Origin of the sequence: Microbacterium meiriae (genome assembly GCF_040702565.1) — a bacterium.
Lineage (GTDB): Bacteria > Actinomycetota > Actinomycetes > Actinomycetales > Microbacteriaceae > Microbacterium > Microbacterium meiriae.
Window position 1 is genome coordinate 533,060 of record NZ_JBFBLJ010000003.1, and the last position, 20,623, is coordinate 553,682.

Annotated in this window: 21 protein-coding genes and 1 pseudogene; 13 read left to right on the forward strand and 9 right to left on the reverse strand. The window is 70.6% G+C overall.

All coding sequences use genetic code 11. From position 1 onward, the window contains the following. From AB0310_RS16350 to AB0310_RS16365, 4 genes are all read left to right on the forward strand, one after another. Positions 1-1,035, forward strand: coding sequence for a ribose-phosphate diphosphokinase (locus AB0310_RS16350; RefSeq protein ID WP_366237645.1), 1,035 nt, complete (start codon positions 1-3; stop codon positions 1,033-1,035). Positions 1,036-1,127: 92 nt separating this feature from the next. Continuing rightward, positions 1,128-1,601, forward strand: a complete 474-nt coding sequence (locus tag AB0310_RS16355; protein WP_366237646.1) for an FMN-binding protein — start codon at positions 1,128-1,130, stop codon at positions 1,599-1,601. A gap of 15 nt (positions 1,602-1,616) precedes the next feature. After that, complete coding sequence (locus AB0310_RS16360) at positions 1,617-2,510, forward strand: FAD:protein FMN transferase (protein WP_366237647.1); 894 nt, start codon at positions 1,617-1,619, stop codon at positions 2,508-2,510. Continuing rightward, complete coding sequence (locus AB0310_RS16365) at positions 2,507-4,081, forward strand: flavodoxin reductase (RefSeq protein WP_366237648.1); 1,575 nt, start codon at positions 2,507-2,509, stop codon at positions 4,079-4,081. The genes AB0310_RS16360 and AB0310_RS16365 overlap by 4 nt, the downstream gene beginning before the upstream one ends. 325 nt (positions 4,082-4,406) lie before the next feature. Here AB0310_RS16365 and AB0310_RS16370 read toward each other — a convergent pair whose 3' ends face one another. Continuing rightward, positions 4,407-5,894: a sensor histidine kinase gene (locus AB0310_RS16370; RefSeq protein ID WP_366237649.1), complete on the reverse strand. Its 1,488-nt coding sequence runs from the start codon at positions 5,892-5,894 to the stop codon at positions 4,407-4,409. 26 nt (positions 5,895-5,920) lie between these two features. Further along, positions 5,921-6,649: a response regulator transcription factor gene (locus AB0310_RS16375; RefSeq protein WP_136051691.1), complete on the reverse strand. Its 729-nt coding sequence runs from the start codon at positions 6,647-6,649 to the stop codon at positions 5,921-5,923. Between the two features lie 164 nt (positions 6,650-6,813). On the opposite strand from AB0310_RS16375, the gene AB0310_RS16380 reads away from it, so the two are divergent. The 4 genes and pseudogenes from AB0310_RS16380 (at position 6,814) to AB0310_RS16395 (ending at position 10,372) form a co-directional block, all read left to right on the forward strand. Further along, positions 6,814-8,280, forward strand: a complete 1,467-nt coding sequence (locus AB0310_RS16380; protein WP_259954598.1) for an ABC transporter permease — start codon at positions 6,814-6,816, stop codon at positions 8,278-8,280. A 47-nt stretch (positions 8,281-8,327) separates the two neighbouring features. Continuing rightward, positions 8,328-9,047 (forward strand): ABC transporter ATP-binding protein, encoded by a 720-nt coding sequence (locus AB0310_RS16385; RefSeq protein ID WP_396654779.1) that lies wholly within the window; start codon positions 8,328-8,330, stop codon positions 9,045-9,047. Between the two features lie 76 nt (positions 9,048-9,123). Then, positions 9,124-9,486 (forward strand): annotated as a pseudogene (locus AB0310_RS16390) (FAD-binding protein); the annotation flags it as partial. A gap of 526 nt (positions 9,487-10,012) precedes the next feature. Then, the gene (locus AB0310_RS16395; RefSeq protein WP_366237650.1) at positions 10,013-10,372 is read left to right on the forward strand and encodes a BBE domain-containing protein; all 360 of its coding nucleotides are present in this window, start codon (positions 10,013-10,015) and stop codon (positions 10,370-10,372) included. A 51-nt stretch (positions 10,373-10,423) separates the two neighbouring features. Here AB0310_RS16395 and gnd read toward each other — a convergent pair whose 3' ends face one another. Further along, positions 10,424-11,878: an NADP-dependent phosphogluconate dehydrogenase gene (gene gnd, locus AB0310_RS16400; RefSeq protein WP_187661956.1), complete on the reverse strand. Its 1,455-nt coding sequence runs from the start codon at positions 11,876-11,878 to the stop codon at positions 10,424-10,426. 164 nt (positions 11,879-12,042) lie between these two features. Between gnd and AB0310_RS16405 the strand changes: the two genes are divergently transcribed. Both AB0310_RS16405 and AB0310_RS16410 read left to right on the forward strand, forming a co-directional pair. Then, entirely contained in the window at positions 12,043-13,101 is a 1,059-nt protein-coding gene (locus AB0310_RS16405) for a D-2-hydroxyacid dehydrogenase (RefSeq protein ID WP_187661955.1), read from the forward strand. A gap of 17 nt (positions 13,102-13,118) precedes the next feature. Continuing rightward, a complete protein-coding gene (locus AB0310_RS16410; RefSeq protein ID WP_187661954.1) occupies positions 13,119-13,643 on the forward strand; it encodes a gluconokinase in 525 nt (174 codons plus the stop codon). Here the strand turns inward: AB0310_RS16410 and AB0310_RS16415 are convergent. Then, entirely contained in the window at positions 13,628-13,753 is a 126-nt protein-coding gene (locus AB0310_RS16415; RefSeq protein WP_259954603.1) for a hypothetical protein, read from the reverse strand. The genes AB0310_RS16410 and AB0310_RS16415 overlap by 16 nt on opposite strands. A 225-nt stretch (positions 13,754-13,978) precedes the next feature. Between AB0310_RS16415 and AB0310_RS16420 the strand changes: the two genes are divergently transcribed. Next, positions 13,979-14,596: a 50S ribosomal protein L25/general stress protein Ctc gene (locus tag AB0310_RS16420; RefSeq protein WP_187661953.1), complete on the forward strand. Its 618-nt coding sequence runs from the start codon at positions 13,979-13,981 to the stop codon at positions 14,594-14,596. A 96-nt stretch (positions 14,597-14,692) separates the two neighbouring features. After that, positions 14,693-15,274 carry an aminoacyl-tRNA hydrolase gene (gene pth, locus AB0310_RS16425; protein WP_187661952.1) on the forward strand — a complete coding sequence of 194 codons (582 nt, stop codon included), beginning with the start codon at positions 14,693-14,695 and terminating at the stop codon, positions 15,272-15,274. A gap of 16 nt (positions 15,275-15,290) precedes the next feature. Here the strand turns inward: pth and AB0310_RS16430 are convergent, their stop codons facing one another. Continuing rightward, positions 15,291-15,932, reverse strand: a complete 642-nt coding sequence (locus AB0310_RS16430) for a hypothetical protein (protein WP_268776826.1) — start codon at positions 15,930-15,932, stop codon at positions 15,291-15,293. Positions 15,933-15,958: 26 nt separating this feature from the next. After that, positions 15,959-16,963, reverse strand: a complete 1,005-nt coding sequence (gene trpS, locus AB0310_RS16435; protein ID WP_259954607.1) for a tryptophan--tRNA ligase — start codon at positions 16,961-16,963, stop codon at positions 15,959-15,961. Positions 16,964-17,025: 62 nt separating this feature from the next. On the opposite strand from trpS, the gene AB0310_RS16440 reads away from it, so the two are divergent. Further along, the gene (locus tag AB0310_RS16440) at positions 17,026-17,691 is read left to right on the forward strand and encodes a DUF4166 domain-containing protein (protein WP_259954608.1); all 666 of its coding nucleotides are present in this window, start codon (positions 17,026-17,028) and stop codon (positions 17,689-17,691) included. On the opposite strand, the gene AB0310_RS16445 is transcribed toward AB0310_RS16440, so the two are convergent. The 3 genes from AB0310_RS16445 to AB0310_RS16455 form a co-directional block, all read right to left on the reverse strand. Further along, complete coding sequence (locus tag AB0310_RS16445) at positions 17,685-18,524, reverse strand: exodeoxyribonuclease III (protein WP_259954609.1); 840 nt, start codon at positions 18,522-18,524, stop codon at positions 17,685-17,687. The two genes, AB0310_RS16440 and AB0310_RS16445, sit on opposite strands and share 7 nt — an antisense overlap. 9 nt (positions 18,525-18,533) lie before the next feature. Continuing rightward, positions 18,534-19,739, reverse strand: coding sequence for a YhjD/YihY/BrkB family envelope integrity protein (locus AB0310_RS16450; RefSeq protein WP_259954610.1), 1,206 nt, complete (start codon positions 19,737-19,739; stop codon positions 18,534-18,536). 114 nt (positions 19,740-19,853) lie between these two features. After that, the gene (locus AB0310_RS16455) at positions 19,854-20,621 is read right to left on the reverse strand and encodes a succinate dehydrogenase iron-sulfur subunit (protein WP_187661947.1); all 768 of its coding nucleotides are present in this window, start codon (positions 20,619-20,621) and stop codon (positions 19,854-19,856) included. Positions 20,622-20,623: the final 2 nt, after the last annotated feature.

Sequence of the window (20,623 nt, forward strand, 5' to 3'; positions counted from 1 at the left end):
ATGGCCCGGAAGAAGAAGACGGTCGACCTGGATCGCGACAACGGCGTGGCCCCCGGCCTCGTCGCCAAGACGAAGAAGCGTCTGGTCATCGCGGGTGGTCGATCGCATCCCGAGCTGACCGCGGCCGTCGCCGCCTCGCTCGGCACCGAGATCGCTCCGGTCGAGCACCGCACCTTCGCCTCCGGCGAGATCTACGCCCGCTTCGAGGTCTCGATCCGCGGCTGCGACCTCTTCCTCGTGCAGACGTTCGGCGAGCCGGTCAACGAGTGGCTCATGGAGACGCTCATCATGATCGACGCCGCCAAGCGCGCCTCGGCCAAGCGGATCACCGTCGTCGCCCCCTACTATCCGTATTCGCGTCAGGACAAGAAGGGCCGCGGCCGCGAGCCCATCAGCGCCCGCCTCGTCGCCGATCTGCTCAAGACGGCCGGCGCCGACCGCGTCATGAGCGTCGACCTGCACGCCGCCCAGATCCAGGGCTTCTTCGACGGCCCCGTCGACCACCTCTTCGCCAAGCCGGTGCTCCTCGACCACTTCGAGCGCACACTCACCCCGGAGGACCGCGAGATCCTCACGGTGGTGTCCCCGGACATGGGACGCGTCCGCGTGGCCGACACCTGGTCGGACAGCCTCGGGGCGCCGCTCGCGATCATCCACAAGCGCCGCGACCCCAAGGTCGCCAACCAGGTCTCGGTGCACGAGATCGTCGGCACCGTCGAGGGGCGCACCTGCCTCCTCGTCGACGACATGATCGACACCGGCGGCACGATCGTCAAGGCGGCGCAGGCGCTCAAGGCGAACGGCGCGCACCGCGTGATCGTCGCCGCGACCCACGCGATCTTCAGCGACCCGGCGTCCGAGCGGCTGCAGGACGCGGCCATCGACGAGGTCGTCGTCACGGACACCATCCCGCTCTCGGCATCGCGCCGCTGGGAGACGCTGACCGTGCTGCCGATCGCGCCGCTGCTGGCCCGCGCGATCCACGAGGTCTTCGAGGACGGCTCCGTCACGAGCATGTTCGGCGGGGACGCGTAACGCATCGGGACGGCACAGCCCGTGCATAGCCGGGCTGCTTACGGTCGAGTCATCGACGGAAGAGTCGACCGACGCCGACCACGGAGGACCCCATGATCCGCACGACCGTTCCCACCTCTGTCCGCACCGGCACTGCCCTCCTCGGGGTCGCAGGGCTGTTCGTCCTCGCCGGATGCTCGTCGACCGGCGACGCCGCAGACACCTCGAACGGCGCCGACGAGACCTCCGGGTCGAGCTCGTCCTCGTCGTCCGGCGGCGACGCCTCCGGCACCTACACCGACGGCACGTACACCGCCGACGGCTCGTACCAGACCCCGGAGACGGTGGAGGAGATCACCGTCACGCTCACCCTCGCCGACGGCGTCGTGACGGAGGTCGAGGTGACCGGCGACCCGAAGGCTCCGGAGACCGAGCGGTACCAGGGCGAGTTCATCGACGGGATCGCCGACGAGGTCGTGGGGAAGCCGATCGACGAGCTGAACGTCAGCCGGGTCGCTGGATCCTCGCTCACGAGCGGCGGCTTCAACGACGCCGTGGCCTCCATCAAGGAGCAGGCCGCCGCCTAGGCGCGAGGCGTCCTCATGGGGGAGTGGCGATTCGAGGCGATCGGCACCGGGTGGGAGATCGAGACCGGCGCCCCGCTCACGGATGACGTCCGCGCGGCCGTGACAGTGGAGATCGAGCGGTTCGATCGCGCCTGGTCCCGGTTCCGCGACGACTCCGATGTGGCCCGGCTCGGACGGTCGGGCGGCTCGCTGTCCTCGCCGGACGCGGGGCCGATGCTCGACGCCTATCGCGATCTCGACGCCGCCACGGCCGGTGCCGTGAACCCCCTGGTCGCCGACAGCCTGGAGGCCCTGGGCTATGACGCCGCGTATTCGCTGCGGGCCGGGGAGCCCCGCCCCGCTCCTACGTCCTGGACATCCCTGCTGACCTGGTCGGCGGACACGGTCGAGGCGCACGATCCCGCCCTCCTCGACGTGGGCGCCCTCGGCAAGGGACGTCTCGTCGACCGCGTGATGGCGGTGCTGGCCGACATCCCCGGTGATGTTGTCGTGGATGCCGGTGGGGACATCCGCGTGCGGGGTGCCGGCGCGCGCATCGCGCTCGAGCACCCGTTCGATGCGCGGAAGGCGATCGGCGTCGTCGAGGTCGCTGACGGAGCGTTGTGCGCATCGGCCGCCAACCGAAGGGCCTGGGGCGAGGGCCTCCACCACGTGCTCGATGCGCGGACAGGACAGCCCGTCCGCACCTGGGCGGCGACGTGGGCACTGGCCCCGGAGGCGATGAGGGCAGATGCCGTGGCCACCGCGCTGTTCTTTGACGGCGGCCCGGAGCTGGCCACCCGCTGGGGCGTCGAATGGGTGCGCATGACCACCGACGGCCGTGTGCAGCGCTCGCCGGGCTGCCAGGCCGAGCTCTTCACCGCAGCTCGTGCGCGAGCCGCCGGAACCGGAGGAGACAGGACACCATGACCACCGCTTTCGCCGCCGCCCGCCAGCGCGTCCTCGCCGTGCTCGGCTCACTGTCGATGTATCGCCTCGTGCTGTTCGCGCTGACGGCACTCGCGCTCATCGCCCTCGTGCTCTCCCTGCTCGGGGTGATCGTCTCTCCGACCCCGGTCGAGCTGCTGGCCTCCTTCGCGGTGCTGGCGGTGGCGATCTCCGCCGTGGACGCGGTCGCCCAGCGCCTGCTTCGCCTTCCGTGGCGCGTCGAGTCGTCCCTCGTCACCGCCCTCATCCTCCTGTTCGTGCTGCGTCCTGGCATCGAGCCGTCGGCCCTGCTCGGCCTCGCGATCGCCGGCGCGGTGGCGAGCGCGTCCAAGTACCTCATCGCCTGGCGGGGACGACACATCTTCAATCCGGCCGGGTTCGGCGCCGCGGTGGTGTCGATCCTCGGAGCGTTCGGCGCGTTCAGCTGGCTCGGCACCTCGTCGTCGTGGTGGGTCGGCACACCGGTTCTCGTGATCCCTGTCGTCCTCCTCGGGCTGGCCGTGCTGTGGCGCACGGAGAAGGTCGGCGTCGTCCTCCTGTTCCTCGTCGTCGCCGTGGCCACCTCGATCGTGCGGCAGGCGGTGCAGGCCGGGCAGTTCGACGTCTCCTTCGATCTCACGACGGCACTGTCGTTCGCGGTGCTCCAGTCGCCGTTCCTCTTCCTCGGAGCGTTCATGCTGTCGGAGCCGTTGACGCTGCCGCCGCGGCGTCGTCAGCAGCTCGTCGTCGCCGTCGTGGTCGGGCTCCTCGCGGGGTGGCCGATCTCGGTGGCGGGCCTCTTCACGCTCGGGCAGGAGCGTGCCCTGCTCATCGGCAACCTCGTGGCCTTCGCGTTCGCGCTCCGGGGGTCCGTGCGCCTCGTCCTCGAGCGCCGCGCCCTTGTGACGCCCACCGCCCAGGAGCTCACGTTCCGGGCGAAGGGCCGCGTGCGGTTCCTCCCCGGGCAGTATCTCGAGCTCGATGTCCCGCATCGGCGCCCTGACGCGCGGGGGACGCGCCGCGAGTTCAGCATCGTGTCCGCCCCCGCTGACCTCCCGACCCTCCGCATCGCGTACAAGAACGGCGACCAGCAGCACCCGTCGAGCTACAAGCGCGCTCTCGCGGCGGCCGCGCCCGGCGCGACCTTCGCGGTGACGGGCACCTGGGGCGATTTCATCCTGCCGCGTGGCGAGCAACCGGTACTCATGGTGGCGGCCGGCATCGGTGTGACACCGTTCGTCTCGCAGCTTCGGCAGCTCCAGGCGACGGGGCAGCGGCGTGACATCGTTCTCGTCTATGTGGCGTCCTCGGCGGAGGAGCTCGCCTTCCGGGACGAGCTGGCCGCGACGGGTGTGCGCACGGTCGTGTTCACCCGCGACGAGCCGGCCGACCTTCCTCCGCACTGGACGTGGGGGCAGGGGGCGCGCCTGGACGCGGAGACCCTGGAGAGCGCGGTGGACGACCTCTCGGCGCGGCACGCGTTCATCTCCGGCCCGCCGCGACTCATCGCCGACCTCGCGCCGGCGCTGCAGAAGGCCCGTTCCCTCACCACGGACGCCTTCGCCGGCTACTGACCCGGATCGTCTTCCCTTCCCTTTTGCCGGGGATTTGCGACGCCTGCACGACCCCGCGACACCCGCACGACGGAATCCCCGGTCTCGTCGTGCATCCCGCCCCGGATCGTGCAGGCGGCCCGGCCACGACAGAACCGGGATGGACGGATCGGTCGTGCGGACGGGACAGGGTCGTGCGGGTGAGCACGGGCTCGGCTCGACCTCGGACACCGGCCGGGGGGCACCCGCAGGACCTGGCCACGGGTGCACGACGGGATGGACGGATCGGTCGTGCGGACGGGGTCGGGTCGTGCAGGTGGGCGCGACAGAAGTCGGAACCCCCGGGTCAGTCGGGCGGGGTCTCGCCGGGGGGAGTCATCGGGATACGGACCGTGAAGGTCGTGTCGCCGGGCTGGCTGTCGACCGAGATGCGGCCGTGATGACCCTCCACGATGGCCTTCACGATCGCGAGACCGAGTCCGGTGCCGCCGGTCTGCCGGGCGCGGGAGCTGTCCCCGCGGGCGAACCGGGCGAAGAGCTCGTCGCGGAGGGCGGGATCGATCCCCGGGCCGTCGTCGTGCACGCGCAGCACGGCCTCGTCGCCCTCCCGAGCCACGCTCAACGTCACCGTGGTCCCCGCGGGGGTGTGCGTCCGGGCGTTGGCGAGCAGGTTCGCGACGACCTGATGCAGGCGCCCTGCATCACCGACGACGGTCACCGGCTCGTCCGGCACCTCGATGTTCCAGTGATGGTCGGCCGCCGTCGGCCGCGCATCCGAGAAGCCTTCGAGGGCGAGCTGGGCGAGGTCGACCGTGCCGTACACGAGCTCACGGCCCTCGTCGAGGCGGGCGAGGAGCAGGAGGTCCTCCACGAGTCGCGTCATCCGCAGCGACTGCGCCTGGATGCGCTCCAAGGAGGAGGTCGTGCCCTCGATGACCGCGTCTTCCTTCGTCGCCTCTGGCGCCTGACGCAGTGCCCGCAGCGAGAGCTCCGAGTAGCCGCGGATCGAGGCCAGAGGCGTACGCAGCTCATGGCTCGCGTCGGCGACGAACCGGCGCATCTGCTCCTCGTTCTTCTGTCGCGCCGAGAGGGACGTGTCCACGTGGTCGAGCAGCTTGTTGAGCGCGGCGCCGACGAGCCCGGTCTCCGTCCGCGGATCGGCCTCGCTCGCCGGCACGCGCTCGGTGATGCTGACCTCGCCACGGTCGAGCTGCTGATTGGCGACCCTCGTCGCGGTCGCCGCGACCGCGCGCAGCGGCCGCAGCCCCACGCGGATCGTGACCGCCGTGGTGAGGGCGAGGAGGATCAGGCCGCCCGCCGTGGCGAGCAGGATCACGGTGAGGAGCTGCGTGAGCTGATTCTGGACATCGTCGCGGGGGAGGCCCGTGACGACGACGACGCCGTTGCTCGCGGTGGTCGCGACGACCCGATACGAGCCGAGGCCGTCGAAGGAGACCGTGGCAGGGGTGCCGAGCGCGACCGTGCCGTAGAGCTGCTGCAGCTGATCGGGGGTGAGCGGCTGCGGCGCGCTGTTCAGCGCCCCGCGGCTGTCCTCGAAGGCGACGCCGCTCGGTCCCGCGATGGGGCTGCCGAGCGACAGCAGCAGCCCGGGCATGGGGTCCAGGCGATACAGGATGTTGTCGACAGTGGCCTCGGACGGCGCGATCCCCTCCACGATCCGATCCCTGATCGTCGCGGCGTAGCTCTTCACCTTGTTGTCGAGCTGGTCCTCCAGCGTGCTGCCGAGGGTGGCGCTGGTGATGACGGCGACGATGACGAGGATCAGCGACACGAACCCGATCACCGCGGTCATCAGCCGCGTCTGCAGGCTCATGGGCCGTCGCGCCACCGTCGCTCCGCTCACTGCGGGGCCTTGATCATGTAGCCGACGCCGCGCACGGTGTGCAGGAGGGGCGTGCGGCCGGCGTCGATCTTCTTCCGGAGGTAGGAGATGTAGAGCTCCACGACCGAGGACTTGCCGCCGAAGTCGTAGCTCCAGACGCGGTCCAGGATCTGCGCCTTGGACAGCACCCGGCGCTCGTTGCGCATGAGGTACCGCAGCAGCTCGAACTCGGTCGCGGTCAGCTCGATCTCCACGCCGTCCCGGACGACCTCGTGGCTGTCCTCGTTGAGCGTGAGATCGGCGACCCGGAGGATCGACTGCCCGTCGTCGGCGCTGGCGTGTCCGGTGCGCCGGATGATCGCGCGGAGCCGGGCGATTACCTCCTCCAGGCTGAACGGCTTGGTCACATAGTCGTCGCCCCCGGCGGTGAGCCCGGCGACGCGGTCGCCCACGGCGTCCTTCGCCGTCAGGAAGAGGACGGGGACGAGGTTGCCCGCTTCGCGGAGCCGCTTGAGCACGGCCATCCCGTCGAGGTCGGGCATCATGATGTCGAGCACGAGGGCGTCCGGCTCGAACTCCTTCGCGACCTGGAGCGCCTCGAGGCCGGAGGACGCGGTGCGCACCTCCCAGCCCTCCATGCGCAGGGCCATGGCGAGCAGATCGGTGAGCATCTGCTCGTCGTCCACGGCGAGGATGCGCAGAGGGGAGCCGTCGGGGCGGCGCAGTTCGGGCAGGTCGCTGGTCATGCCTCTATTCTGCGGAACTTCCTATGTGGTTTCTATGGAACGGGCTATGGGTTCTCTGGGAGATGTCCGCCTCATAGAACCCTCATCATCCGTCCCTCGGATCCGCATAACGGTCGTCCCTAGCGTCGGTTCCGCGCCGCGATCGTCGCGGCGGGAGGAGAGACATGTACGGACGATATCTGCGGCGCGAACTCGCGGGCCGCAAGAAGCAGACGGCGATCGTGGCCATCGGGCTCGCGATCGCGATCGGACTGGTGATCGTGGTGAACGCCCTGACGACCGGTGTGCGCGACGCCCAGACCCAGTCGCTGGCAGCCGTCTACGGAGTGGGGACGGATCTCACCGTCACCGGCGCCGCCGCGGAACCGGGCGACGGGACGGGACCGCGGTTCGAGTTCGACGAGGACGCGGGGGAGAGCGACGGCGAGACCACGACCCTGGAGCAGTCGACCCTGCGCACGGACTTCGGCCGGACGACGCTCGATGCCGCGGTGCTGGACACGGTGGCCGGTACCGACGGCGTCGCCGCCGCGACCGGTGCGCTGAGCCTGACGAACTCGACCTTCTCCGGTGAGCTGCCGAGCGGCGGCTTCGGCGGGCAGGACGGCGCTGAGGGCGGCGAGGCGCCCATGGAGGGCCAGGCGCCTCCGCAGGGTGGCGGCGGTGGCGGGGGCGGTGCGTTCGGCATCGACTCGTTCACCGTCCTCGGCATCGACCCGTCCGCGACGGAGGTCGGCCCGCTGGCCTCCGCCGAGATCGGCGAGGGGCGTGGGCTGGACGCCGACGACAGCGGAGCGCTCGTCGCTCTGGTGGACAGCACGTACGCCGCGAGCGAGGACATCGCCGTCGGCGACACCCTGGACATCGCGGGCTCCGACGTCGAGGTCGTCGGCCTCCTCACCTCGGCGTCGGATGCCGCAGACACCGCGGCGGACGTCTACCTCCCGCTCGACACCGCGCAGGAGCTGGCCGGCGTGGAGGACGTGATCTCCACGGTGTACGTGCAGGCGGATTCGGCGGCGTCCCTCGACGAGGTGCAGACGGCCCTGGCGGAGGAGCTTCCCGACGCCACCGTCTCCTCGCAGTCCGAGCTCGCTGCGACCGTGTCCGGCTCGCTCTCGAACGCGACGGCGCTCGTCACGAATCTCGGCACCTGGCTGTCGATCATCGCCCTCGCCGTCGCCGTGCTGCTCTCGGTGCTCCTCACCCTCTCCGGCGTCGGCCGTCGCACCCGCGAGTTCGGCACCCTGAAGGCGATGGGGTGGTCGAACGGCCGCGTCGTGCGTCAGGTCGCCGGGGAGTCGATGGTGCAGGGACTCCTCGGAGGAGCGGCAGGTCTCGTGCTCGGCCTCGCCGGGATCCTGATCATCACCGTCGCGCAGCCGACCGTAGCCGCCGGCTCCGCGGCCGTCGGCGGAGGCCCGGAGGGAGGAGGCGGCTTCGGTGGCCCCGGCGGCATGGCCCCGAGCGTGGAGACCGCCACCGACATCGTGCTGCAGGCACCGCTGACCCCCTGGGTGCTCGTCGCCGCGGTGGGCCTCGCGGTGCTGGGCGGGCTCGTCGCCGGCGCCTTCGGAGGCTGGCGGGCGGCGCGACTGAGCCCGGCAGAGGCCCTGCGGTCCGTCGCATGAGCGGCGTCGCGAACCACACAGGAGAGAAGGAGACCGAGATGACCACGATGACGGATTCCGAGGCCCGCGTTCCGGCCTCGTCGGCGGCGACCCCGCTGTACCGGGCGACGGGTGTCACGCGCACCTATACGCGGCGGGGACGGACGGTGACCGCGCTCACCGGCGTCGACCTGGAGATCATGCCCGGCGCCTTCGTCACGATCCAGGGGCCGACCGGAGGAGGCAAGTCGACGCTGCTGCAGCTGCTGGGGGCGCTCGACACCCCGACTGCTGGGACGTTGCAGCTGGACGGCCGTGAACTGTCGTCGGCGTCGCCGTCGGAGCTGGGACGGATCCGCGCGCAGGAGATCGGATTCGTCTTCCAGGGGTTCAACCTGATCCCGACGCTGACGGCGGTGGAGAACGTCGACATGGCCCTGGAGCCGCTCGGCATCGACCGGGCGGAACGACGCACGCGGGTCGCCGCCGCTCTCGCCCACGTCGGCCTGGCGGACCGCGGAGACCATCGTCCCGCAGAGTTGTCCGGCGGGCAGCAGCAGCGTGTCGCGATCGCGCGGGCGATCGTCAAACGCCCCCGAGTGCTGCTCGCGGACGAGCCGACGGGCAACCTCGACGAGAGCATGCGCGACGAGATCCTCGACCTCCTCGAACGGCTGTGCGCGGAGGGCATCACCATGGTCGTGGTCACGCACGACTCCGCGGTGGCGCGGCGGGCGACGAAACGGCTGCGTCTGACGCAGGGGACGGTGAGGGACATCACCCGGTAGTCGGCGGCGCGGGGGAGGGGCGGACGGCGAGCCGCCCCTCTTCCGCGATGTCCGACCCCGGGTCTACCGTGTGCTCATGGTCGACCACGTCGAATCCGCACAGCCCACCGTCCACCGTCCCTCCACCGTCTCCGAGGTTGCCGCGCTCGTCCGCGCCGCCGCGCAGGAGGCGGTCCCCCTGACCGTCGTCTCCGGCGGCCACGGGCCCTGGTCCCACGCCCCCGCTCCCGGTCTGCGCCTCGAACTCGGGGCGCTCTCCTCGATCGAGGTCGACGGCACCGCCGTGCGCATCGGCGGCGGTGCCGTGTGGGGCGACGTCGCGAAGACTCTCGCCGGCCACGGCCTCGCCCTGAGCTCCGGCGACACGGCCAGCGTCGGCGTCGGCGGTCTCACCCTCGGCGGCGGCATCGGCTGGATGGTGCGCGCCTGGGGTCTCGCCGTCGATCAGCTCGTCGGCGCCCAGGTCGTCACCGCGAGCGGAGACGTGGTGGAGGTCTCGGCCACGCAGCATCCCGACCTGTTCTGGGCGCTGCGCGGCGGTGGCGGCAACTTCGGCATCGTCACCCGTTTCGACTTCGAAGCGCATCGCCTGCCGGGGATCGCGCTGGCCGAGTCCGTCGTCGAGGGCGACGCGACGGCCGTGCTCCGGGCCGCGCGCGAACTCCTCCGCGACGCCCCGCGCGAGCTGACCGTCACGTACATGGACGTGCCGCCCATGGACCCGAGCGCTCCGGCCGGTGCCCGGCTGACCGCCGTGTGGGCCGGGCCCGACCCGGAGGCGCTGCGCGTGGAGCTCGCGCCGATCACCGCCCTCGACGGTGTCACGACGGAGATCACCGAACCCGCCTATCGGGAGATCCTGATGGAGATGCCGCAGCCCGAGGGCGGCGAGGCTCCCGCCCCTCGGGTTCCTCGGCGGGAACGGTCTCGTCGCCGACCTCGACGACGAGACGATCGATCGGCTGGTGGCCTATCGGCGGGAGTACCCCGCCTCGGTCGTCTTCCTCCGGTCCCTCGGCGGGGCGTTCGGCGACGTTCCGCAGGAGGAGACGGCCTTCCCGGCGCGCACCGCGACCTGGTTCGTCATGGCCGGCGCCTTCGATGTCCCGGGGATGCTCGACGAGGAGGGGCGGGCGAAGGCCGCCGCCGACGCGCAGCGGATCGTCGGGGGCCGCCTCGCCGAGTACAGCAACTTCGTCGACCGGGAGCGACCGGACGCGGTGTCCGGGATGTACGACGGCGACGGCTACGCGCGTCTGCGGGCGGTGAAGGCGCAGTGGGACCCGCAGAACCTGTTCCGCCGCAACCACAACATCCTCGTGTGACGCACGAAGGGCCGAGCACCGTACGGTGCCCGGCCCTTCGCAGACCCGAGGTCAGTGCGTGTCTTCGGCCTCGATCTCGGAGCGGTCGCCCGACCACAGCGTGTGGAAGGTGCCCTCCTTGTCGATGCGCTTGTAGGTGTGCGCGCCGAAGAAGTCGCGCTGGCCCTGCACGAGAGCAGCCGGGAGGCGGTCGGCGCGGATGCCGTCGTAGTACGACAGCGACGACGAGAACGCCGGAGCCGGGATGCCGGACTGCGCCGCCGTGACCACCACACGACGCCATGCCGCCTGGCCGCGGGTGAGCGCCTCGGCGAAGTACGGAGCCGTCATCAGCACGGGCAGGTCGGGGGTCTCCGCGTAGGCGTCGGCGATCCGGTTCAGGAACTGCGCACGGATGATGCAGCCGCCGCGCCAGATCTTCGAGATCGCACCGAGGTCGATGTTCCAGCCGTACTCGGCGGCGCCGGCACGGATCTCGTCGAAGCCCTGCGAGTAGGCGACGATCTTGGAGGCGTAGAGCGCCAGGCGGACGTCCTCGACGAAAGCGTCGACCTCATCGGCCGGGACCGTGAACTCCTCGTCCGGACCGGGAAGCGCCGCGGCGACCGCGCGCTGCTCGGGGTGCGAGGAGAGCGAGCGGGCGAACGTCGCCTCGGCGATGCCCGAGACCGGGACGCCGAGCGAGAGTGCGGTCTGCACCGTCCAGGCGCCGGTGCCCTTCGCGCCGGCCTGGTCCAGGATGACGTCGACCAGCGGCTTACCGGTCGCCGCGTCGACCTGGCGCAGCACCTCGGCCGTGATCTCGATGAGGTACGACTCCAGCTCTCCGCGGTTCCACTCGGCGAAGATCTCGGCGATCTCTGCGGGGGTCTTGCCGGTGCCGCGACGGATGAGGTCGTAGGCCTCGGCGATGAGCTGCATGTCCGCGTACTCGATGCCGTTGTGCACCATCTTGACGAAGTGGCCGGCGCCGTCGTGGCCGACGTGCGTCACGCAGGGCTCGCCCTCGGCGACTGCGGCGATGGACTTCAGGATCGGCCCGAGCGTGATCCAGGACTCGTCCGAGCCGCCCGGCATGATCGAGGGGCCGGTGAGGGCGCCCTCCTCGCCGCCGGAGATACCCGCGCCGACGAAGTTGATGCCGGTCTCGCGGACCGCCTTCTCGCGGCGGATGGTGTCGGGGAAGTAGGCGTTGCCGCCGTCGACGATGATGTCGCCCGGCTCGAAGACCTCCACGAGGGAGTCGATCACGGCGTCGGTCGGCGCTCCGGCCTTGACCATGATGATCGCGGTGCGCGGCTTCTGCAGCGAGTCGGCGAACTCCTGGTACGTCTTCGCGGGGATGAAGCCCGCCTCGGGATGCTCGTCGAGGAGGGTCTGGGTCTTCTCGTAGCTGCGGTTGAAGATCGCCACGGTGTTGCCCTCGCGGCTCGCGAGGTTGCGGGCGAGGTTCGACCCCATGACGGCGAGTCCGACGACTCCGATGTTCGCTGATGCTTCGGGCACGGAAGGCTCCTCGATCGTGAAGAAGGGTTGTCTTCAGCGTATCGCTGTGCGCCGGATGGAGGCGCACCCGATGACGCATCACCGTCATCGTCCGCGACGTCGGGCGGTCCGGAGGCTCCGGACCTCTACGCTGAAGGGAGCACAGGAGCTGGAGGGAGTCGGTCGTGACGGAGTCCGAGAAGAAGGTCCGCGCCGTCGTCGCGGTGCCGTTGACGGAGGAGCTGTGCGGGCTCATCGAGGAGCTCGAGCCGCGGCTCGAGGTCATCCAGGATGCATCGCTCGTGCCTCCCATGCGCGGTCCGGCCGACTGGTCGGGCGACCCCGACTTCACCCGCACGCCGGAGCAGCAGCGCGCGTTCGAGGCCCTCGTCGACTCCGCTGACGTGCTCTTCGGCATCCCCGACGTCGACCCCGACGCACTTGCTCGGACGGTCTCTGCGAACCCGCGGCTGCGGTGGGTCATGACCACGGCGGCGGGCGGCGGCAGCACGGTCAAGGCCGCGGAACTCGACCGCGCCGACCTCGACCGCATCGTCTTCACCACCAGCGCCGGCGTCCACGGCGGCACGCTCGCCGAGTTCGCCCTCTTCGCGGTGCTCGCCGGGGCGAAGGACCTTCCGCGCCTGCGGATCGATCAGGATCAGCGCATCTGGCCCGAGCGGTGGGAGATGCGCCAGGTCGACGAGATGACCGTGCTCGTGGTGGGACTCGGCGGCATCGGCGCGGAGTGCGCCCGCCGTTTCCACGCTCTCGGCGCTCGGGTGTGGGGGACCACTCGCTCCGGTCGTCCGGTCGAGGGCGTCGATCGCCTCATCGCGCTGGACGACCTCGTGGACGCGGTGGGGGAGGTCGACGCTATCGTCGTCACGCTTCCGGGCACGGAGCAGACCAGACATCTCATCGGCGAGGAGGTTCTGCGGGCAGTGAAGCCCGGGGTCATCCTCACCAACGTCGGGCGCGGGAGCGTGGTCGATGAGACGGCGCTGCTCTCCGCCCTCGACGACGGCCGCGTCGGCTTCGCCGGGCTGGATGTCTTCGAGCAGGAGCCGCTGCCCGCCGAGTCCCCGCTGTGGGCGCACCCGCGCGTGCTCGTCAGCCCGCACACCGCGGCGCTCAGCTCGAAGGAGGAGGAGCGCATCGCGCGGCGGTTCGCCGAGAACGCCACCCGCCTGCTCGACGGTCGGGAGCTGCGCGCAGTGGTCGACACGGTCGAGTTCTACTGAATCGGGATGCAGCAGGCATGAGCGTGCGCATCGTCGTGATGGGGCCGAGCGGATCCGGGAAATCGACGGTCGGTGCGGCGCTGGCGGAGAGCCTCGAGGCGCGCTTCATGGACGGTGACGATCTGCATCCGCTGACCAACGTCGAGAAGATGGCAGCGGGGATCGCCCTCGATGACGAGGACCGGATGCCCTGGCTGCGGGTGGTCGGACGGACGCTCGCCGCCGAGACGCACATCGTCGTCGCCTGTTCCGCGCTGCGGCGGCGCTACCGGGATGCCATCAGGGCGGAGGCGCCGGACGCCTTCTTCGTCGAGCTCGGCGTGGCACGGGAGACGCTCGCCCGGCGACTGGGTGGACGGCCCGACCACTTCATGCCGGCCTCGCTGCTCGATTCCCAGCTCGACGCGTGGGAACCGCTGACGGGTGACGAGCCCGGCGTCCGGGTCGATGCCGCGCTCCCGCTGGTGCAGGAGGTGGCGGCGATCCGGAAGGCGCTCGCCGCGGAGACGGGAACGCCGGGGGAGCCTCAGTCCTTGCGGTAGCCCGAGCGGCCGAGCGAGAAGAGAGCCGCACCCGTGGCGACGGCCGCGCACACCGACATGGCGCCGATCAGCCAGAGGAGGACGTGGGAGAGGAAGGCGCCGTCGAGCATGGGGGTACTCCGAATTTCTGCAGTGGGGACCGGTGTCCTCAGCCTATCGGGTCATCCGGTACCATGGAGGCGTACCTCGGCGAGGGACGCTTCTGCGCGTGCGCGGGCGTCCGTGATCGACGCGGCGAAGCAAGCCCGGTGGCTTTCCTCACGCGTCCGCGTTCGAGTCCACAATTCCAAGACCACCGCGCGGCGCCTTCGCTGCGTGCCCCGAAGGAGAACCTCATGTCTGAAGACACCACGGTCCACGCCGAGCTGCGCAGCAGCTTCGGCAAGGGCTTCGCCCGTCGTCTGCGCGCCGCCGGCAAGATCCCCGCGGTCATCTACGGCCACGGCACCGAGCCCGTGCACGTCGCGCTGCCCGGCCACCAGGTCTCCCTGATCATCCGTCGCGCCAACGCGCTGCTCGACCTCGACATCGAGGGCACCTCGCAGCTCGCGCTCGTCAAGGACGTGCAGAAGGACCCGGTGCACCAGATCATCGAGCACATCGACCTCCTGGTCGTGAAGAAGGGCGAGAAGGTCGCCATCGACGTCCCCGTCGTCGTCACCGGTGAGTCGGCCCCCGGCACCATCGTCAACCTCGATGCCACGACCATCCAGGTCGAGGCGGAGGCCACCCACATCCCCGAGAACATCGAGGTCTCGGTCGAGGGTCTCGAGGAGGGCGCGCACATCACCGCCGCCGACGTCACCCTCCCGAAGGGCTCGACGCTCCTCACCGACGCCGAGGTCCTCGTGGTCGCGATCTCCGTCCCGGCCGCTCCGGTCGAGGACGAGGAGACCGAGGGCGAGTCCGCCGAGGGTGCCGCCGAGGCGTCCGAGGAGGCCGCCGCGGAGTGATCTCCGCCTGCTTCATCACGGAGGGGACGCGATCGGATCGCGTCCCCTCCGTCGTATCCTGACCGGGGTGACGGCTCCGGCGAGAGAGGACGAGGAATGGCAGCCACCTGGCTCGTGGTCGGTCTCGGCAATCCGGGACCCCGCTATGAGGCGACCCGCCACAACATCGGCCAGATGGTCGTCGATGAGCTCGCGGCCCGCCGCGGAGAGAGCTTCCGGGAGCACAAGGGGGGCGCGCGCGTCGTCGAGACCTGGCTCCGGCCCGGTGCCGACAAGCTCGTGCTCGCCAAGCCGAACACGTTCATGAACGTCTCGGGAACCCCTGTCGCAGCGCTCGCCCGGTTCTACTCCGTCCCTCTCGACCACGTGGTCGTCGTGCACGACGAGCTCGACATCCCGTTCGACACGGTCAAGCTCAAGACCGGAGGAGGGCACGGCGGGCACAACGGCGTGCGTGACATCGCGCGGGCCCTCACGAGCCCGGACTTCCCGCGGGTGCGGGTCGGCATCGGCCGACCGGCGGGGCGCCAGGATCCTGCCGACTGGGTGCTCTCCCCGTTCGGCAAGGACGAGCGTGCGAACCTTCCCCTGCTCGTGGGTGACGCCGCGGACGCCGTCGAGCTCCTCGTCGGGGAAGGCCTGCTCGCCGCGCAGCAGAAGCATCACGCACCGCGCTGACCGGCGCCCCGCGGGGTCAGGTGGTGAAGGTGGCGTATCCCGCGGCGCCGCCGACGGCGAAGGCCGTGAACACGGCGACGAAGAAGATGACTGCGCCGAGGACGGCGACGATCAGCGCGGCGATGCCCGCTCCACGTCCCTGCTTTCGGCGGATCGCGATGATGCCGAGCACGATCGCGGCGATGCCGAACACCGTGCCGGCCCAGAACGACAGCTCCGTCCACAGCACCTGATCACGCGCGGGGGACAGGAACCCGAGATCTCCCGAGGAGCCGCTGATGCCCTGCGGGATGCGGCGGCCCACCTCGAACGCGCTGACGCCGCCGATGATCGGCATGACGACGGCCGCGAGGATCGAGAGGCCGAGGGCGAGCAGGCCGAGGAACCCCGAGGGCTTCGGCGCGGCGTCGGGCGCCGTGTACGTGCCGGACGGTGCCGCATAGCCGCCCACGGGCACCTGATACGCCCCCGGAGGCGCAGCCGGGGGTGCCGGCTGGCCGTATCCGCCGGTCGGCGGGTAGGGTGCCGGAGCCCTCGGCGGTACGGACGCGTACGCGGGCGGCGGGATCGCACCGGAGACCGAGTCCTGCGGGACCGAGGCCGTCGGAGGGGCGGGCGGAACGGCGCCGGACGGAGGGGGCAGCTGCGGATCGGTCACGATGTCATCCTAGGGTGGCGCGCGGCTCAGACCCGGCGCAGCAGTCCGACGCGGTCGTACACGTCGGACAGCGTCCGATCGGCGACGGCATCGGCGCGGGCGGCGTTCTCGGCGAGGATCCGGTCGAGCTCGGCCGGATCGTCGAGGAGTTCGAGCGCACGGTCGCGCACCGGAGCGAACTCCTCCACGACGACCTCGGCGAGGCCCTTCTTGAAGTCGCCGTACCCGCGACCCGCGTACTCGTCCTCGATCGCGGGGATCTGGCGTCCGCTCAGCGCGGCGTAGATGGTCAGGAGGTTCGAGACGCCCGGCTTGGCCTCGCGATCGAACCGCACGGTGCCCTCGTTGTCGGTCACCGCGCGCATGATCTTCTTCGCCGACTTCGCCGGGTCGTCCAGCATCCACAGCACGCCGGCATCGCTCTCGGCCGACTTCGACATCTTGGCCGTCGGATTCTGCAGGTCGTAGATGCGCGCCGTCTCCTTCTGGATGACCGGGACCGGCACCGTGAAGGTCTCGCCGAACCGCGAGTTGAAGCGCTCCGCGAGGTCGCGGGTGAGCTCGACGTGCTGCTTCTGGTCGTCGCCGACCGGCACGACGTCCGTCTGGTAGAGCAGGATGTCGGCGGCCATGAGCACCGGGTAGGTGAAGAGGCCGACGCTGGTCGCATCGGCGCCGTAGCGGGCCGACTTGTCCTTGAACTGGGTCATCCGTCCGGCCTCACCGAAGCCGGTGATCGTGCTGAGGATCCAGGCGAGCTCGGCGTGCGCACGCACGTGCGACTGCACGTACAGCGTCGACTGCGAGGGCTCGATGCCCGCCGCGATGTACTGCGCGGCGGTACGGCGGGTCTTCTCGCGGAGCTCGGCCGGGTTCTGGGCGACCGTGAGGGCGTGCAGGTCGACGACGGAGAAGAACGCGTCGTACGAGGTCTGGAGCTCCCGCCACTGCAGGAGTGCGCCGATGTAGTTGCCGATCTGGAGGGAGTCGGCGGAGGGCTGCATTCCGGAGTAGAGACGAGGCTTGTTCACCCGTCAATCCTATGCGTCCGCGCGGCGGACCCCTGCGCCCGCCGATCCCTTACGCTGACGTCATGACGAGCGGTGCGCCTCCGACGCGGGGACAGGTGTTCCTCGACGCGTTGGGCGCGGACGCCGAGCGTCTGCACCCGGAGATCCTCGCGCAGTATCGCGCTCCCGTCGCGGCGGGGCACGCGGAGGGGGTGTTCGCCGTCGCGGGGAGCCGCTTCGGTCGCGCAGCCGGTCTCGTGCGTCCGATCGTCGGGCCGGGTCTTCTGGTGCCGACATCGGGACGAGATGTCCCGTTCGTGCTCCGCACGGCCTCGGGGCGCACAGAGACCGGCCGCGCGACGCTCGACTCCATCCGCGAGTTCCGTTTCCCCGGACGGACCGCGCGGATCGTCGACCGGCTCACGGTGAGCGTGCGGCCGGGACTGGTCCGGAATCTCCTCGGTGCCCGAGGCCGCGTGGAGCTCATCGAGGAGTGCAGTGTGACGGCGGAGGGCTTCCTGCGGATGCGCACCATCCGAGTCGCGCTGCGGCTGTGCGGTCGGCGGTTCGCGCTGCCCGGTCCGCTCGGCGTGCGCGTGGACCTGATCGACGGCTGGGACGCGGAGCACCGCCGGCGCACGATCGATATGCGTGCCGTGAACCCGCTGCTCGGCACCGTCCTGGAGTACCGCGGATGGTATCGGGAGTCGGAGCCGTCGCCCTCCGAGCAGCCCGACCCGGGTCAGTAGGTGTAGTCGACGACGACCGGCGCGTGGTCGCTCCAGCGCTGGTCGTACGCGGCCGCACGCGCCACGTGGTACGCCTGGACGCGCTCGGCGAGAGCGGGCGTGGCCAGGTGGTAGTCGATGCGCCATCCCGAGTCGTTGTCGAAGGCCTTCCCGCGCATGGACCACCACGTGTACGGCCCGTCCACCTCGCCGTGGAAGCGGCGGCCGACGTCCACCCAGCCCAGGCCGGTGCCGACCGAGCCGTCGACGCCGGTGACCGGGGTCCCGGCCTCACCGAGGAAGCGATCGAAGTAGGCGCGCTCACGCGGCAGGAAGCCGGCCTTGGTGCGGTTGCCGCGCCAGTTCTTGATGTCGAGCTCGCGGTGCCCCACGTTGAGGTCGCCGGTGACGAGGGCGAGGGCGCCGTCGGTGTTCAGGCTCGCGAGTCGCGCTTCGAACGCGTCGAGGAACTTCCACTTCTCATCCTGCTTCGGGGTGTCGGCCTCGCCGGAGTGCACGTAGGCGCTGACGACGGTGAGCGGACGGTCGCCGATCAGGAAGTCGGCCTCGATCCAGCGCCCCTTGGAGTCGAAGTCCTCCGGGCCGAAGTCCGCCCGGGAGGCGAGCGCGGGGAGGCGGCTGGCGATCGCGACGCCCGCTCGCCCCTTGGCCGTGGCCTCGTCGTGGACGAAGGTCCAGCCGGGGAGGGCGGCCTCGATGTGCTCGTCCTGCCCGCGCACCTCCTGAAGGGTGAGGATGTCGATGTCGGCGGCGTCCAGCCACGTGCTCATCCCGTTGCGGGCGGCCGCCCGGATCCCGTTGACATTGACCGAGGCGATACGCAGGTGAGGCATTCCTCCAGCCTAACGAGCACCGCCGACATCGCGGTTCTGACGGTGATCGAGCTCGGAGAGCAGGCGCTGCGCGAGAGGGGAGGTCGGGGGTGCGGGCGGGGGAGCAGAGGCCTCCAGTCGCGCGACCTCGTCCTCCGCCTCGCGGACGGCGTGCCCGGCCGCCCAGCTCCGATACCACGGGGCCTCGTCTTGCGCGGCTCGGGCGTCGCGCAATCGGATCCGTGCCGCCGCGAGCAGGGTGGCGTGCTCCGCCACCCGCCGCTCGGCCTCCGTCGGCAGCAGGAGCGGGAGGTCGCGGTCCTGGGCAGCGACGGCGATCCAGGAGGCGGCGACGAGCATGACCACCCCGTTCACCCGGAACCACAGCAGCAGCCCGACGAAGATCGCGAAGGTCGCCAGCAGGGGATTGGACGGCGTGTAGCTCAGGAGGAACCCGACCCCGAACTGCAGCACCGTCATGGCCGCGCCGCCGAGGAGGGCGCCCGGCCAGATGGTGCTCCAGTGCAGCGAGGTGCCGGTGAGGAAGCGCACCATCGCCGCCAGCGCCCCCGTCAGCAGGACGAACGACACGAGCACCGTGCCGATCCGGATGCCGAGGTTGAGGCCGTCCGATCCCGCGTCCCAGCCGAGGAGCGAGAGCACCCAGCTCAGCACGGCGGCGCTGGCCGAGCTGAGGGCGGAGCCGAGGATCAGCGAGACACCGAAGATGAGGGCGGCGAGGAGGTCGCGCGCTTTGAGGAGGAGGTAGCTGCGGCGGTCGGGCTCGAGGCCGAAGATGTCCCGCACGGCTCGCCGGGAGAAGGTCACCCAGCCGATCGCCGTCCAGATGACCGTGCCGAGCGCGATGAGGCCGGTGATTCCGAGGAACCCGGTGGTGTTCGACGCGATCTCCTGCACCTGTGCGGGCGTGAAGACGCCGCCCTCGTCGAGGATGAGGTTCGGGATGTAGTTGTTGATGATGTCGATGAGCCCGTTCACGGCCTCCTCGCTGCCGCCGAGCCAGAGCCCTGTGATGGCGAACGCGAGGTAGACCGCGGCGAAGATGGCGAACAGCGCCTGGTAGCTCACCCCGGCGGCGAGCAGGAAGCCGTTGTGTTGCAGGAAGTGACGCCACACCCGCACCGGGAAAAGACCGAGGGTCCGCCGCGTCAGCGCGGTCGCGCGCTCGACCGCGGCATCGAGGCGACCATCGGTCGCCGAACCGGGCTCGGACACGCCCCCACCCTACCCAAGACCGATCACGCCCTTCCGCGAGAACAGGCACAGACGCGAGAACAGGCGGCCCCGTCCGGGACCGCCTGTTCTCGCGTGAATGCCTGTGTCGGCGCGTCAGGGACGGCCGCGGAGGACCGCCTGCTTGACCTCGGCGATGGCCTTGGTGACCTCGATGCCGCGGGGGCACGCCTCGGAGCAGTTGAAGGTCGTGCGGCAGCGCCAGACGCCTTCCTTGTCGTTGAGGATGTCGAGGCGGACCGCAGCGTTGTCGTCACGCGAGTCGAAGATGAAGCGATGCGCGTTGACGATGGCCGCCGGACCGAAGTACTGTCCGTCCGTCCAGAACACCGGGCATGACGACGTGCACGCGGCGCAGAGGATGCACTTGGTGGTGTCGTCGAAGATCTCGCGGTCGGCGATGGACTGCGTGCGCTCCTTGCCCTTCTCCGGCACGGAGTTCGCGACGAGGAACGGCTGCACCTCGCGGTACGACGCGAAGAACGGCTCCATGTCGACGACGAGGTCCTTCTCCAGCGGCAGGCCCTTGATGGCCTCGACGTAGATCGGCTTCGAGATGTCGAGGTCCTTGATCAGCGTCTTGCACGCCAGGCGGTTGCGGCCGTTGATGCGCATGGCGTCGGAGCCGCAGATGCCGTGGGCGCAGGAGCGCCGGAAGGTGAGCGAGCCGTCGACCTCCCACTTGATCTTGTGCAGGGCGTCGAGGACGCGGTCGGTGGAGTAGAGCTCCACGTCGTAGTCGACCCAGTGCGGCTCGGCGTCGATCTCCGGGTCGAACCGACGGATGTTGAAGGTGACGATGAAGGACTGGATCCCGGTCTCTTCCGTCGTGTCTGCCGGGGCCTCGGCGAGGGCGTTGGACATGC